At 68.9% G+C, this 14,513-nt stretch carries 13 protein-coding genes and 1 pseudogene; 7 read left to right on the plus strand and 7 right to left on the minus strand.

What is annotated here, in order from left to right; genetic code table 11:
• Window positions 1-107: 107 nt before the first annotated feature.
• On the plus strand, window positions 108-818 hold the full coding sequence (locus J5F18_RS04790; protein WP_346301182.1) for an MliC family protein: 711 nt from the start codon (window positions 108-110) through the stop codon (window positions 816-818).
• A gap of 111 nt (window positions 819-929) precedes the next feature.
• Window positions 930-1,532 (plus strand): NAD(P)H-dependent oxidoreductase, encoded by a 603-nt coding sequence (locus J5F18_RS04795; RefSeq protein WP_346301183.1) that lies wholly within the window; start codon window positions 930-932, stop codon window positions 1,530-1,532.
• Between the two features lie 73 nt (window positions 1,533-1,605).
• Here the strand turns inward: J5F18_RS04795 and J5F18_RS04800 are convergent, their stop codons facing one another.
• Together J5F18_RS04800 and J5F18_RS04805 are read right to left on the minus strand one after the other, a co-directional pair.
• A complete protein-coding gene (locus tag J5F18_RS04800) occupies window positions 1,606-2,682 on the minus strand; it encodes a metal-dependent hydrolase (RefSeq protein ID WP_346301184.1) in 1,077 nt (358 codons plus the stop codon).
• A 25-nt stretch (window positions 2,683-2,707) separates the two neighbouring features.
• Window positions 2,708-3,244, minus strand: a complete 537-nt coding sequence (locus J5F18_RS04805; RefSeq protein ID WP_346301185.1) for a DNA-3-methyladenine glycosylase I — start codon at window positions 3,242-3,244, stop codon at window positions 2,708-2,710.
• A 93-nt stretch (window positions 3,245-3,337) separates the two neighbouring features.
• Between J5F18_RS04805 and J5F18_RS04810 the strand changes: the two genes are divergently transcribed.
• The 3 genes from J5F18_RS04810 to J5F18_RS04820 are packed head-to-tail and all read left to right on the plus strand — an operon-like array spanning window position 3,338 to window position 4,773.
• On the plus strand, window positions 3,338-3,829 hold the full coding sequence (locus tag J5F18_RS04810) for a DUF411 domain-containing protein (protein ID WP_346301186.1): 492 nt from the start codon (window positions 3,338-3,340) through the stop codon (window positions 3,827-3,829).
• Window positions 3,830-3,850: 21 nt separating this feature from the next.
• Entirely contained in the window at window positions 3,851-4,291 is a 441-nt protein-coding gene (gene gloA / locus J5F18_RS04815) for a lactoylglutathione lyase (protein WP_346301187.1), read from the plus strand.
• A 35-nt stretch (window positions 4,292-4,326) separates the two neighbouring features.
• Entirely contained in the window at window positions 4,327-4,773 is a 447-nt protein-coding gene (locus tag J5F18_RS04820) for an META domain-containing protein (RefSeq protein ID WP_346301188.1), read from the plus strand.
• Here the strand turns inward: J5F18_RS04820 and J5F18_RS04825 are convergent.
• From J5F18_RS04825 to J5F18_RS04845, 5 genes are all read right to left on the minus strand, one after another.
• Window positions 4,770-5,504: a PA-phosphatase gene (locus J5F18_RS04825; protein WP_346301189.1), complete on the minus strand. Its 735-nt coding sequence runs from the start codon at window positions 5,502-5,504 to the stop codon at window positions 4,770-4,772. The genes J5F18_RS04820 and J5F18_RS04825 overlap by 4 nt on opposite strands.
• Before the next feature lie 200 nt (window positions 5,505-5,704).
• Window positions 5,705-8,551 carry a valine--tRNA ligase gene (locus J5F18_RS04830; protein WP_346301190.1) on the minus strand — a complete coding sequence of 949 codons (2,847 nt, stop codon included), beginning with the start codon at window positions 8,549-8,551 and terminating at the stop codon, window positions 5,705-5,707.
• Between the two features lie 309 nt (window positions 8,552-8,860).
• The gene (locus tag J5F18_RS04835) at window positions 8,861-9,319 is read right to left on the minus strand and encodes a DNA polymerase III subunit chi (RefSeq protein WP_346301191.1); all 459 of its coding nucleotides are present in this window, start codon (window positions 9,317-9,319) and stop codon (window positions 8,861-8,863) included.
• A gap of 202 nt (window positions 9,320-9,521) precedes the next feature.
• Window positions 9,522-10,622, minus strand: coding sequence for a branched-chain amino acid aminotransferase (locus tag J5F18_RS04840; protein WP_346301192.1), 1,101 nt, complete (start codon window positions 10,620-10,622; stop codon window positions 9,522-9,524).
• 143 nt (window positions 10,623-10,765) lie between these two features.
• Window positions 10,766-12,286: a leucyl aminopeptidase gene (locus tag J5F18_RS04845; protein ID WP_346301193.1), complete on the minus strand. Its 1,521-nt coding sequence runs from the start codon at window positions 12,284-12,286 to the stop codon at window positions 10,766-10,768.
• Window positions 12,287-12,436: 150 nt separating this feature from the next.
• Here J5F18_RS04845 and lptF point away from each other — a divergent pair, with 150 nt between their 5' ends.
• Both lptF and lptG read left to right on the plus strand, forming a co-directional pair.
• Window positions 12,437-13,519, plus strand: a complete 1,083-nt coding sequence (lptF, locus tag J5F18_RS04850; protein ID WP_346301194.1) for an LPS export ABC transporter permease LptF — start codon at window positions 12,437-12,439, stop codon at window positions 13,517-13,519.
• Window positions 13,516-14,506: pseudogene (gene lptG, locus J5F18_RS04855) on the plus strand (LPS export ABC transporter permease LptG). The gene lptF and the pseudogene lptG overlap by 4 nt, the downstream one beginning before the upstream one ends.
• The last annotated feature ends 7 nt before the right edge of the window (window positions 14,507-14,513 follow it).

The following is a 14,513-nucleotide window of genomic DNA, read 5'->3' on the forward strand; positions in this document are numbered from 1 at the left end:
GCCGTGAGTCGGGCATCGCCCCAGCGTTAAGCCAACGAGAGCGGCCGCCGATACCGGCGGCTGCTATGCTCGGCGGGTCACGGAACCTCGACCCGTAAGGAGATGCCATGTCCCGCCTGCTCCCCCCCGCCGCCCTGGGCCTCACCCTGCTGCTGGGGGGCTGCGCCACCGCCACCCCCTCGGCGCCGATTACCCCGGGCGCCCAGGCGCCGCTGCTGCCCTCGGTGCTCTTCCCCGGCGGCGCCGACAGCTTCACCGCCTGGCGCTGCACGCCCGACCAGGCACTGGTCACCGCCGCCCTGCCGGGCCAAGAGGCCGAGCTGCGGCTCTGGTCGGCCCACGGTGCCTGGCGTCTGCAGCCCGCCGTGGTGGCCAGCGGCGCCCGCTACGAGCAGGGCGAGGTCAGCTTCTGGAACAGGGGCGCCGAGGCCATCGTGGAGACGCCCCGTGGGCGGCTCGAGTGTCAGGCCTACGTGCAGCGCCAGGCCCTGACCCGCGAGCAGCGCCCCGGGGTGATGTTCCTGGGCCGCGGCAACGAGCCGGGCTGGATGGCGAGCCTCGCCCACGACCGGCCCGAGGTGACCCTGAGCCTCGATTACGGCACCCGGGAGCAGACCCTGCCCTATCGGGTCACTACCCTGGACAACGGCGCGGGGCGGGTGATCCTGGCCAGCGGCCGGGGCGACACCCCCTTCGAGCTGCGCATCGAGGCCGGCGCCTGCCTGGACGACATGAGCGGCGAGCCCTTCCCGGCGCGGGTCACCCTGACCGTGAACGGGGAGCAGTATAGGGGCTGCGGCCAGGGCATCGCCCCCTGATCGGGATTTTCGTTTTTATCGAATAAGGGGTGCGGTTTTTTGCGCTTTTTATGGCAAAAAATGCATCTATCATGGCGGTCATTGTCCTGATATCGCTTCAAGGAGATCGCCATGACCACCCGTACCCTCGTGCTGACCGCTTCCATTCTCGGCGAGAACGGCCAGTCCAAGGCCCTGGCCGAGCACTTCATCGCCCAGGCCGAGCGCCGCGACGGCATCGCGGTGACCCATCGTGACCTGGTCGCCGAGGAGTTGCCCCACCTCGGCCTGGCCGAGCTCGGCAGCTGGCAGGTGGCCGACGAGGAGCGCAGCGCCGAGCAGCGCGAGTTGGCCGCCCGCTCCGACGCCCTGATCGAGGAGCTCCAGGCCCACGACCTGGTAGTGCTGGCGGTGCCCATGTACAACTTCGGCGTTCCCAGCCAGCTCAAGGCCTGGTTCGACCGCGTGATGCGCGCCGGGGTGACCTTCCGCTACACCGAGAAGGGTCCCCAGGGCCTGCTGGAAGGCAAGCGCGCAGTGATCCTGGCGGCCCGCGGCGGCCAGTATGCCGGCACCGAGATGGATACCCAGACCCCGCACCTCAAGCTGATGCTGGGCATGATCGGCATCAGCGAGGTGGACACCGTGTTCGCCGAAGGCCTCAACATGGGCCAGCGTGACGCCGCCCTCAAGGAGGCACGTCAGGCCATCGAGGGTCTGGTGGCGCGCCTCTAAGCGCCCGCGACCGGCGCCAAGCGCCAACCGACGGGGGTGGCCTGATGGCCGCCCCCGTCGTCGTCTGGCTCCCTCAGCAGGCCTCCGAGCGCTCGACCAGCCACTGCCCGGCCACGAAGTCGCTGGTGCAGAGTGGCGGCTCCGCGCTCAGCAGGCGGGGCCACAGCCGCGACAGGGCCGCACGGCGTTCGCCGTTGGCCTCATAGGGGCTGGCCAGCTGCACGCTCTCGGACACCGCTACCCAGGCCTCGCCGTCACGGGTGGCCAGGGTGAAGGCGAAGGGGTGAAAGCCGGGGAAGCCCAGGCGCAGGTCGGTGGCCACCAGGGTCTCGCGGCCGTCGAGTTCGCGGGTCTCGTAGCGCAGGAAGGGGCCGACGAACCACTTCAGCCGCCGGCCGCGTTCGCTGGCCAGCGCCGCCGCCTCCAGCTCGGCGCCGCGGCGGTAGGTCTCCACCAGCGGCGGGGTGTCGCCGTCCAGGAGGCCCAGCAGCAGCTCGTGCTGTTCGTCGCCCTCCACCACCGTCACCCGCCACAGCAGGGTGTTGAAAGGGGTGGGCTGGACCAGCCGCGGGGCCTCTGCGAGGCCTCGCTCGGCGAGTATCGGCTCGAGGCGATGCTCAACCAGCTGCTTGGCGCCGAAGGCGAACACCAGGTAGGCGGTGGAGAGCGCGAGCCCCCAGGCGGGGGCGCTCCGGCCGCTGCCGGTGACCAGCGCCACCCCGGTGCCCACCAGCAGCGGCAGGGTGTAGAGCGGGTCGATGATAAAGACGATGGGATAGGCCGTGGGGCGCAGGTCCAGCGGCCACCATAGCTGGGTGCCGTAGGTGGTCAGGGCGTCGAGCAGCGGGTGGGTGGTCAGGCAGAGCACGTAGAAGAGCCACCAGTATCCCAGCGGAATCGTCCTGGCCGCCTGCAGGCGGGAGGTGAGCAGGGCGAGCAGGGTGCCGAGCCCGGTGAGCACGAACAGCGAATGGGTGAAGCCGCGGTGTTCGGTGACGTTGAACACGGCATCGCCGTAGTCGAGGAGCACGTCGAGGTCGGGTGACATGCCCAGCAGCGCGCCGAACAGCACCGCCTTGCGGCCCAGCCGGCGGCCCAGCACCACGCCACCCACCGCGCCGCCCAGTACAGCATGAGTTAGCGGATCCATCGGTAGGGATTCCTCGCTCAGTGGATCATCTCTCCGCCCAGCGCGGCCCGGCGGCGAGGATACGCGCCTGCACCGGGCAGTCGTCGCGGTGGGCGCCGGGAAGATAGCCGGTGCTCATCAGGAATTCACCGGTGATCTCCGGCCCGGTGAAGCGGAAGGTGCGCCTGAAGAGCCGGACCCACTCCGCCGGGGGCAGCGGGTGGTGGTGGTCGAGCCAGGCGGCGAGGCTGCCGTGCTCATCGCGCAGGACCTGGATCACCCCGGCGTTGTGGATCGCCGCTTCGACCTTCCGGCGGTTGCGGATGATGCCGGCATCGCCGAGCAGGCGTTGGCGGTCAGCGTCACCGTAGGCGGCAACCTTGGCAATGTCGAAGTGGTCGAAGGCACGACGAAACGCCTCGCGCTTCTTGAGCACCGTCAGCCATGACAGGCCGGCCTGGTTGATCTCCAGCACCAGGCGTTCGAACAGCCCCCTGTCGTCCCCGACGGGGAAGCCGTACTCCTGCTCATGGTAGGGGCCATGCCACGGATGGCCCGGTGCCAGATCACAATAGTGCGACATTTCCGCTCACTTTCCCTTGGCAGGTATTGGCAAGCCCCTGGCGGCTTGTCACGATTCCATTATCCGGCGTCAACGCTTCAGGAGCCACCCAGCATGAAAAGCCTACCCATGAACCGCAAGACAAGAAAGGTGACCGCGCTCTCGCTGCTGGCCGGCGGCGCCCTGGCCCTCTACCTCGCCGTCACGCCCGGGACCAGTCCCCAAGCCGGCCCGGTGGTCGAGATGTACCAGGACCCCAACTGCGGCTGCTGTGGCGCCTGGGCCGACCACCTGGAGGCCGAGGGCTTCACGGTGGAGCGCCACAAGACCCGTGAGATGCGCGACATCAAGCTCGAGCAGGGCCTCACCCCGGAGCTCGCCTCCTGCCACACCGCCATGGTCGACGGCTATGTGATCGAGGGCCACGTGCCCGCGGCGGACATCCACCGCCTGCTGGCGGAGCGCCCGGACGTGGCGGGCCTCGCCGTGCCGGGCATGCCCCACGGCTCGCCGGGCATGGAGACCGGCCGCTACGACGACTACCAGGTGCTGGGCTGGCACCGCGACGATCGCACCCCGGAGATCTTCAGCGAGTACACTCACTGAGCCCCTGACAAGGAGTTGGCTATGCAGTATCTGCACACCATGGTGCGCGTCAGCGACCTGGACGCCTCGCTGCGCTTCTACTGCGACCTGCTGGGCCTCAAGGAGGTGCGGCGCAAGGAGAACGACAAGGGGCGCTTCACCCTGGTCTTCCTGGCCGCCCCCGAGGACGAGGCGCGCTCCGCAGAGCTCAAGGCCCCGGAGCTGGAGCTCACGTACAATTGGGACCCGGAGGAGTACACCGGCGGGCGCAACTTCGGCCACCTGGCCTATCGGGTCGACGACATCTACGCCCTGTGCGAGAAGCTGCAGGCGAATGGCGTGACCATCAACCGCCCGCCCCGGGACGGCCATATGGCCTTCGTGAGAAGCCCCGATGGCATCTCGGTGGAGCTGCTGCAGAAGGGTGATCCGCTCCCCGCCCGGGAGCCCTGGGCCTCCATGGACAACACCGGCACCTGGTAAGCGGCCGGCCACCCGACAAGGAAGCACGACGAGACATGAAGAACAAGCCTGTGGCCCGCCTGGGCCTGGTGATGGCCGCCACGCTGCTGCTGGCGGCCTGTGGCGGCCGCCCCGACGCGCCGGCAGAACCCGAGGTGAGCCTCTCGGGGCCGGTGGTGGAGCAGCGCTGGAACCTGCTGCTGGTGGGCACCGACGAGCGGCTCTCGCTGCCCGAGCCGGCCTGGTTCCGCATCGACGAGAGCGGCCGCGTCAGCGGCAGCGACGGCTGCAACGAGATGAGGGGGAGAGCCCGACTGGGCGAGAACCAGCGCATCGAGTTCACCGAGCTGGCCACCACCCGTCGCGCCTGCCCCCAGGGCGAGGAGGCGGCTCGCGTGACCGGCATGCTAGAGACCGCCTACCGCTTCCTGATCGACCACGACCGGCTGGTCTTCTTCGGCCCCGACCAGCGGGTACTGGGCGGGTGGCAGAAAGCCAACTAACGTCCCGGCAGCAGCTCCTGGACCCTGGCCATGCCCGCGGTGATGCCGCGGGCCATGGCCGGCCCGATCGGGGTGAGCAAAAACCAGGGGGCGATGATCAGGTTGATGGCCAGGGCGCCGAAGTAGACGTCGCTGAACCAGTGGGCGCCACTCAGGATGCGCGGGGCGCTCAGGATTGCCGCGGCCACCAGGCTTACCAGCATCACCCTGAGGCCCGCATAGCGCCACATGAAGGCGGTGAACAGGAAGAGATTGACCCCGCGGTCGCCGGGAAAGCTCGAGCCCGAGCTGTCCTTGGTCGAGAAGTCGACCATCTCGGTCACCAGGTTGACCTCCTGGTAGCCCAGGGTGGGGCTCGGGTGGGTGTAGTCGATCACCATGCGCACGCCCTGGGCCATGAAGACCGCTACCAGCAGCATGGTGATGCCGATACCGCCCCAGCGCAGCATCCTCTGCTCCGGCACCGGATCCCGGGCGATCGCCCAGAGGAAGATCGCCAGCAGGATAAAGAAGCTCACCACGTCGAAAAGTCGCGCGTTGGTGGCCGCTACCAGCCACACCCAGGCGCCGTTCTCCTCGGTGAGCCAGCCGTTGGTGGTGAAGAAGACGGCGTCGTCGACCTCGGTCCAGAACGGCAGGTCCGGCGAGAGCCAGGAGAACACCAGCAGGGCACCCAGCAGGTTGAACAGCAGCAGGCGCCCGACGGCGAGGGCGGGATGGGTCTGTGGCATCGTGGCATCGCGGGTCGGTGAATGGCCTGGCCCATTCTAGGCGATGGGATTTTGGCAGAACAGTGTTCCTTAACAGGAGCGTAACCTTCCGGTGCCCCTGCGGCGTCGAGGCGCTCGGCAAAGGCCCCGACGCCAGCGGCCCGCCGATGGCGGCCCGCTGGGCCGAAGCGAGCCGGCTGGGCGTAAGGGGGCCGGCGGGATCAGAGGGCGGCGATCTTGTCGCGCTGCTCGACCAGCAGGCTGCGGGTGGTCTGGAACTCCTTGAGCTTGCCGCGCTCCTTCTCCACCACCGCCTCGGGGGCCTTGGCGACGAAGCTCTCGTTGGACAGCTTCTTCTCGATGCCGCCGATCAGCTTCTCCTGCTTCTCGATCTCCTTGGCCAGGCGGGCCAGCTCGGCGTCCTTGTCGATCAGGTCGGCCATTGGCACCAGCACCTCCATCTCACCCACCAGCTGGGTGGCCGAAAGCGGCGCCTCGTTCGGATTCTCCAGCCAGGTGGCGCTCTCCAGTTTGGCCAGCTTGGCGAGGAACAGGCGGTTGGCCGTGAGGCGCTCGCGGTCGGCGGCCGAGCCCTTGGTCAGCAGCACGTCGAGGGGCTTGCCTGGGGCGATGTTCATCTCGGCGCGGATATTGCGCACCGCCACGATCACCCCCTTGAGCCACTCGATATCGCGGCTGGCGGCCTCGTCGATCTTGTCCTCCTCGGCGAGGGGCCAGGGATGGGCCATGATGGAATCGCCCTCAGCCTGGAAGGTGCCGGCCAGCGGGGCGACCTTCTGCCAGATCTCCTCGGAGATGTAGGGCATCATCGGGTGGGCCAGGCGCAGGATCGCCTCCAGCACCCGCACCAGGGTGCGGCGGGTGCCGCGCTTGGCCTCGGCCGAGGCGGCGTCGTCCCACAGCACCGGCTTGGAGAGCTCCAGGTACCAGTCGCAGTACTCGTTCCAGACGAACTCGTAGAGCGCCTGGGAGGCGTGGTCGAAGCGGAACTCCTCCATGGCCCGGGTCACCTGGGCCTCGGTCTGCTGCAGCCGAGAGACGATCCAGCGGTCGGCCAGCGACAGCTCCACGACGCCGCCGTCGGCGCCACAGTCCTCGCCCTCGGCGTTCATCAGCACGTAGCGGGAGGCGTTCCACAGCTTGTTGCAGAAGTTGCGGTAGCCGTCCAGGCGGCCCATGTCGAACTTGATGTCGCGCCCGGTGGTGGCCTGGGAGAGGAAGGTGAAGCGCAGGGCGTCGGTGCCGTGGGGCTCGACGCCCTCGGGGAACTCGGCGCGGGTGGCCTTCTCGATCGCCCTGGCCTTCTGGGGCTGCATCAGGCTGCCGGTGCGCTTCTCCACCAGCGCCTCGAGGTCGATGCCGTCGATCAGGTCGATGGGGTCGAGCACGTTGCCCTTGGACTTGGACATCTTCTGGCCCTGGCCGTCACGCACCAGGCCGTGGACGTAGACCTGCTTGAACGGCACCTCGCCGGTGAACTTCAGGGTCAGCATGATCATCCGTGCGACCCAGAAGAAGATGATGTCGAAGCCGGTGACCAGCACGCTGGAGGGGTGGAAGGTCTTGAGTTCCGGGGTCTGCTCCGGCCAGCCCAGGGTGCCGAAGGTCCAGAGGCCCGAGCTGAACCAGGTGTCCAGCACGTCCTCGTCCTGGGTGAGCGTGACATCCGGCGAGAGGCCGTGCGCCTCGCGGGCCTCGTCCTCGCTGCGGGCGACATAGACGTTGCCCGCCTCGTCATACCAGGCGGGAATGCGGTGGCCCCACCAGAGCTGGCGGGAGATGCACCAGTCCTGCAGGTCACGCATCCAGGCGAAGTACATGTTCTCGTAGTTCTTCGGCACGAACTGGATATCGCCCTTCTCGACGGCCTCGATGGCGGGCTTGGCGAGGCTCTCCACGGCGACGAACCACTGATCCGTGAGCAGCGGCTCGATGACGTCGCCGGAGCGGTCGCCATAGGGCAGGGTGTTGCTGACCGTCTCGACCTGCTCGAGGAGCCCCGCGGCCTCCATGTCGGCGACGATGCGGCTTCGCGCCTCGAAGCGGTCCAGGCCGGCGTAGGCGTCGGGCAGGCTCGGGTCGATGTCGGGCAGCGCTCTGCCCTGGATGTCGAAGGCCTCGGCCTTGGGCAGGATCGCCGCGTCCTGGGTGAAGACGTTGATCAGCGGCAGCCCGTGGCGCTTGCCGACCTCGTAGTCGTTGAAGTCGTGGGCCGGGGTGATCTTCACGCAGCCGGAGCCCTTCTCCATATCGGCGTGCTCGTCGGCCACCACGGGGATGCGCCGGCCCACCAGCGGAAGCGTAACGAACTGGCCCACCAGGGAAGCGTAGCGGGGGTCTTCCGGGTTGACCGCCACGCCGGTGTCACCGAGCAGGGTCTCCGGGCGGGTGGTGGCAACCACCAGGTAGTTCCTGCCGTCGTCGGTGGTGACGCCGTCGGCCAGCGGGTAGCGGAAGTGCCAGAACTGCCCCTGCTGGTCGCGGTTCTCCACCTCGAGATCCGAGATGGCGGTGTGCAGGGTGGGGTCCCAGTTGACCAGGCGCTTGCCGCGGTAGATCAGCCCCTCCTTGTGGAGGCGCACGAAGACCTCCTGGACCGCCCGGTAGAAGCCGTCGTCCATGGTGAAGCGCTCGCGGGACCAGTCGACGCTCGCCCCCATGCGGCGCAGCTGGCGGGTGATCTGGCCGCCGGACTCGTGCTTCCACTCCCAGACCTTGTCGATGAAGGCGTCACGGCCCAGGTCGTGGCGGCTCTTGCCCTCTTCGGCGGCGATCTTGCGCTCCACCAGCATCTGCGTCGCGATGCCGGCGTGGTCGGTGCCCACCTGCCACAGGGTGTTGCGCCCCTGCATCCGCCGCCAGCGGATCAGGGTGTCCATGATGGTGTCCTGGAAGGCGTGGCCCATGTGCAGGCTGCCGGTGACGTTGGGCGGCGGGATCATGATGGCGTAGGGCTCGCCCTCGCCGGAGGGGGCGAAGCGGCCATCGGCCTCCCAGCGCTCGTACCAGCGGGATTCGATCTGCTCGGGTTGGTAGGTCTTGTCCATGGGCGTTCCGGGTCCAGAAATGAGCACCGCCGACCCGGGGGTCGGACGGCTGGAGAGGGCGACGAAAAATGGGCCTTACGTCATGGCGTGACGCTGCATTGTGGGAGCCAGGCTCCGCCGGGCGAATGGCGCCGCAGGCGCCTCGGCGGTGTTGCCTGTGCTGGCGTCTGCCGCCAGGGAGTCCTTCGGCCTCCATTCGCCGGGCAAAGCCCAGCTCCCACATGGTGGTGCAGCCTCAACCGAGATGCACGCCAGATGGCAGCGATCCCAAAAAATGGGCCCGATTATAGCGCGGTGGAGCACTCGGCGTCAGCCGGACTGGCCGCGCAGCTGGTGGGCCTTGACCGGGTAGCCGCGCTTCTTGTAGGTCTGCCAGCACTGGCGCTTGGCCACCAGCACCGCCTGGTGCTGGTTGATGATCTCGGCGACCCGCTCGAAGCGCGAGAACCACTCGGGAATGTCCGGGGCGAGGTTGAGCAGCGCCTGGACGGCCAGGTCGGGGGAGGGCGGGGTGGCCCAGCCGATGGTCACCGGCACCCGCTCATCCAGGTCGGCCGCCGCCTCCGTGTCCAGCAGGGCATGGGGCACGTAGGCGTCGGGGCGGAAAGTCCAGAGCCGGTCGTCGAGCTCCCGGGCCATGGCCTCGTCCTCGGCGTGCAGGTGCAGCCGATAGCCCTTGCGCTGGATGGTCTCGGCCAGCCGGCAGGCGAAGTCGAGGCGCGCCTCCAGGGTGGTGTCGGGGAGCACGTAGAAGTCGATCTGGGTCATTGAGAGCCTGCAGGGCACGAATAACCCCGGGCAGGGCCCGGGGAAAGCTTGCCGTGTAGGAGCGCGATTTATCGCGCGATGCGGACGGTAAACCATCGCCGGATAAATCCGGCTCCTACATCGGGCTGGCGAGGTTCGCTTGTTTATCGCGCGATGGGGCAGGACCACCGCCGATCAGTTGGACCAAGGATGAATCCGGTTCCTACACCAGCCGCGTCAGCCAGCCGTGGGTGTCCTCGGCGCGGCCGTACTGCAGGTCGAGCAGCTTGGTGCGCAGGCGCTTGGCCACGGGGTTGCCGTTGTCTTCCTTCAGGCGGATGGGGCCCTCCTCGGTGACCAGCTCGCCCACCGGGGTGATCACCGCGGCGGTGCCACAGGCGAACACCTCGGTCAGCTCGCCGGAGGCGGCGGCCTCGCGCCACTCGTCGATGCTGATCGGGCGCTCCTCGGGGGTGAAGCCCTCATCCTTGGCCAGGGTCAGCACCGAGTCGCGGGTCACGCCCTCGAGGATGGTGTCGGTCAGGCGCGGGGTGGCGATGCGGCCGTCCTGGAACACGAAGAAGAGGTTCATACCGCCGAGCTCCTCGATCCACTTGTTCTCGCGGGCATCCAGGAAGGCCACCTGGCCACAGCCGTGGGCGCTGGCCTCCTTCTGGGCGGCCAGGGAGGCGGCGTAGTTGCCGCCGCACTTGGCGTAGCCGGTGCCGCCGGGGGCGGCGCGCTTGTAGTGGCTGGAGAGCCAGATGGAGACCGGCTCGATGCCGCCCTTGAAGTAGGCCGCGGCGGGCGAGGCGATCACGTAGTAGTCCACCTCCTGGGCCGGGCGCACGCCAAGGAACTTCTCGCTGGCGATCATGAAGGGGCGCAGGTAGAGGCTGCACTCGTCGGCCTCGCTCTTCGGTGTGGGCACCCAGGCGTGGTCCCGGGCCAGCAGCGCCTTGAGGGAGCCGATGAAGTCCTCGTCGGAGAGCTCCGGCAGGGCCAGGCGGCGGGCGCTGCGGCGGAAGCGTTCGGCGTTCTTCTCGGGGCGGAAGGTCCACACCGAGCCGTCGGCGTGGCGGTAGGCCTTGATGCCCTCGAAGATCTCCTGGGCGTAGTGCAGCACGGCGGCGGCGGGGTCCAGGGTCAGGGGGCCGTAGGGGCGCACCTCATGGCCGTGCCAGCCGGCGTCCAGGGTCCAGCGGACATGGGCCATGTGGTCGGTGAAGTACTGGCCGAAGCCGGGGTTGGTGAGAATGTCCTCACGGATCGGGTCGGCCGTGGGGGTGGAGTTGGGCAGGAGTTCGAAGCTGGCAGTCGACACGGCAAGGGGTCTCCGCTACGCCCGGGGCGTGCCGGCCCCGGGGTGATACAGGAAGCTCGGGCCGGCGAGGGCCGGCCCGGGTCGTGGATTTATCGTCAGCTCACATGAGAAAGGCGACGCGGCAAAAACGCAAGCCCGCGCCTTTATTCCGCCTCGGTTTCCACCACGGCGTCGGCCTCGCGGTCCAGCAGGTACTGGGTCAGCAGGCCCACGGGGCGGCCGCTGGCGCCCTTCTGCTTGCCGGAGGTCCAGGCGGTGCCGGCGATGTCCAGGTGCGCCCAGGGGAACTTGTCGGCGAAGCGCGAGAGGAAGCAGGCCGCGGTGATGGTGCCCGCCGGGCGCCCGCCGATATTGGCCAGGTCGGCGAAGTTGGAGTCGAGCTGCTCCTGGTACTCGTCCCACAGCGGCAGGTGCCAGGCGCGATCCCAGGCCGCCTCGCCGGCGTCGAGCAGGTCGAGTGCCAGGTCGTCGTCGTTGGAAAGCAGGCCGGTAGCATGGTGGCCGAGTGCGATGATGCAGGCCCCGGTGAGGGTGGCGATATCCACCACGCTGGCCGGTTCGAAGCGCTCGGCGTAGGTGAGGGCGTCGCACAGCACCAGGCGGCCCTCGGCGTCGGTGTTGAGCACCTCCACGGAGAGCCCTTTCAGCGTCTTGATGATGTCGCCGGGCTTGGTGGCGCGCCCGTCGGGCATGTTCTCGGCGGCGGCGACGATGGCCACCAGGTTGACCTTCGGGCGGATGCCGAGCACCGCCTTGACGGTGCCGAACACGCTGGCCGCCCCGCACATGTCGAACTTCATCTCGTCCATGGCCTCGCCGGGCTTGAGCGAGATGCCGCCGGTATCGAAGGTAATGCCCTTGCCCACCAGCACGTGGGGTGCCTCCTCGGGATCCTCGGCGCCCTGGTATTTCATCACGATCAGCCGCGAGGGCTGCTCGCTGCCGCGGCCCACGGAGAGCAGGCTGTGGGCGCCCAGCGCCTCCAGGGCCTCCTCGTCGAGGATCTCCACGGCAAGCGCCCCGCCGGAGGCCTGGCCCAGCGCCTCGGCCTGCTCGGCCAGGTAGCGCGGGGTGCAGACATTGCCCGGCAGGTTGCCCAGGGTGCGGGTGAAGTTCACCCCCTGGCCCACGGCGTCGCCGATGCGTGCACCCTCGCGGGCGGCGGCGGCCTCGCCGTCCTCGCCGACCAGCAGGGTCACCCGGCCGAGGCGCGGGGCGGGGCGCTTCTCGGCCTTGAAGGCGTCGAAGCGGTAGAGGGCGCGGTGGGTCGCCTCGGCCACCAGGCGCGCCTTCCAGTCGGCGCCGCGTCCCTCGAGCGGCACCTCGGTGAAGGCCACGGCGCAGTCGTCCACCGGCAGCTCGGCCAGCGCCGTGAAGGCGGCGTCCAGGGCCTTGCGGAAGGCGGCCTCCCGGCACTTCTCGCGCTTGCCCAGGCCCACCAGCAGCAGTCGCTCGGCGCCGAGGCCCGGGGCGAAGGGCACCAGCAGTACCTTGCCCAGCCTGCCGTCGAAGTCGCCGCGCTCGATGAGCTGGCCGATCAGCTTCTCGCTGGCGTCGTCGAGGCGCGCGGCGGTGGGGAGCAGCTCGCCCTCCTGGTACACCGGGATGACGAAGCAGGCGGTCTCGACCTTGGCGGGGTTACCCGTCTTGACAGGGAATTCCATGGCGTCTCCACAGACAAGCGTATTGGATGGCTGGCGCTGGGTTTTTCAGCGTCAGGGTTACAAGCGCAGGGGGATTCTGGATAATGCCGGCACGTCGCCGTGTCGCTTCAGTGTACCCAAGGCATGGCCCCATTGCATGGCAGTCGCCGCATGATCATCTTCCGCTACCTGACTCGCGAGATCCTGCTCACCATGGCCGCCGTCGCCGGCGTGCTGCTGCTGGTGATCATGGGCAGTCGCTTCATTCGCTACTTCGCCGACGCCGCCGAGGGGGACATCCCGGCGAGCATCCTCGGTACCCTGATGCTGTTCCACCTGCCGGGCTTTCTCGAGCTGATCCTGCCGCTGGCCTTCTTCCTCGGCATCCTGCTCGCCTATGGCCAGCTCTATCTCAACAGTGAGATCACCGTGCTGGTGGCCTGCGGCACCAGCCCCAACAAGCTGCTGCAGGTGAGCCTGGTGCCGGCCACCCTGGTGGCGGTCCTGGTGGGGCTGTGCAGCCTGTGGTTGACCCCCGCCGGCGCCCTGCACACCGCCGTGATGCTCGAGGAGCAGCGCAGCCGCATCGACTTTTCGGCCCTGGCGCCGGGGCGCTTCCAGAATTTCGGCAGCGGACGCACCGCCTACATGGAGGGGCTGAGCGGTGACGGCAGCGAGATGCGCGGGGTCTTCATCAGCGAGCGCCAGCGGCGCCGCGACGGGACCCCGGAGAGCACCGTGACCCGCGCCGAAGGGGGCTATCAGACCCGGGATCCGGAGACCGACAGCCGCTTCCTGGTGCTGGCCGACGGCGAGCGCTACAGCGTCGACCCGGGCCGCTTCGAGGCCGAGCGGCTCGAGTTCGAGACCTACGCGGTGCGCCTCACCCAGGTCGACGACAGGCGCGAGCTCGACTCCCCCGAGTACGCCACCACCGCGGCGCTGTTCGGCGACGACTCGCTGCGCGCCCAGGCCCAGCTGCAGTGGCGCCTGGGACTGCCGCTGATGGTCTTCGTGCTGACCCTGCTGGCCATGCCGCTCTCCCGGGTCAACCCCCGCCAGGGCCGCTTCGCCAAGCTGCTGCCGGCGATCTTCCTGCACGTGGCCTACCTGAGCCTGCTGCTCGCCGCGCTGGACGCCATCGGCCGCGGCAGCTTGCCGGTCGCCGTGGGCATGTGGCCGATCCACGGCGCCTTCCTGGTCCTGGGGCTGGTCATGATGGTGCGGGCCCAGCGCCGGGGGATGAGCGGATGATCGCCGATCGCTTCGACCGCTACCTGGCGCGTAACGTGCTCGGTGCCATCATCGTGGTGCAGGTGGTGCTGCTGGGCCTCGACCTGGTGATCACCTATATCAACGACCTGGATGACGTGGAGGGCGACTACGGGGCCTTCCATGTGCTGCTCTTCCTGGTGATGCGCCTGCCCTGGCGCTTCTACCAGTACGCCCCGGTGGGGGTGCTGATCGGCGCGCTGATTGGCCTCGGCAGCATGGCGTCGAGCAACGAGCTCACCGTGATGCGCGCCGCCGGGCGCTCGCTGACCCGCATCCTGTGGGGGGTGATGAAGCCGATCATCCTGGTGATCGTGGTGGTGCTGCTGGTCGCCGAGTACGTGGCCCCGCGGCTGGCAGCGCGAGGGCGACAGCTTCTACCGCTTCGGCGCGATTCGCGCCGACGACACCGTGCTCGACCTGACCCGCTATCGCTTCGAGGGGCAGCGCCTGGTGGAGGCGGTCAGCGCCGAGCGTGCCGCCTGGCGCGACGGCAGCTGGCGGCTCGAAGGGGTCGAGGTCACCCGCTTCCATGCTGAGCATACCGAGGCCGAGCAGCACGCCACCCAGCCCTGGGAGACCAGCCTCACGCCGGATCAGCTCAGCCGCCTGCTGCGACCCATCAACAGCCAGGCCCCCAGCGAGCTTCTGGCCTACGCCCGCTACCTGCAGGCTCAGGGCCAGGCGGCGACCGAGCCGCTGCTGCACTTCTGGCAGAAGATGCTGATGCCGCTGACCATGGGCTCCCTGGTGCTGGTGGCCGCCTCCTTCGTGTTCGGGCCGCTGCGCAGCGTGGCCGCCGGCACCCGGGTCTTCTACGGGGTGATTACCGGCCTGATCTTCAAGTACCTGCAGGACCTGCTGGCGCCGGCTTCCATCGTATTCGGCTTCTCGCCGGCCTGGGCGGTGCTGGCGCCCACCCTGATCTGTGCCGCGGTGGGGCTCTACCTGCTGCGGCGAACCGCCTGAGCAAGGA

It is taken from the genome of Halomonas sp. BM-2019, assembly GCF_017584085.1.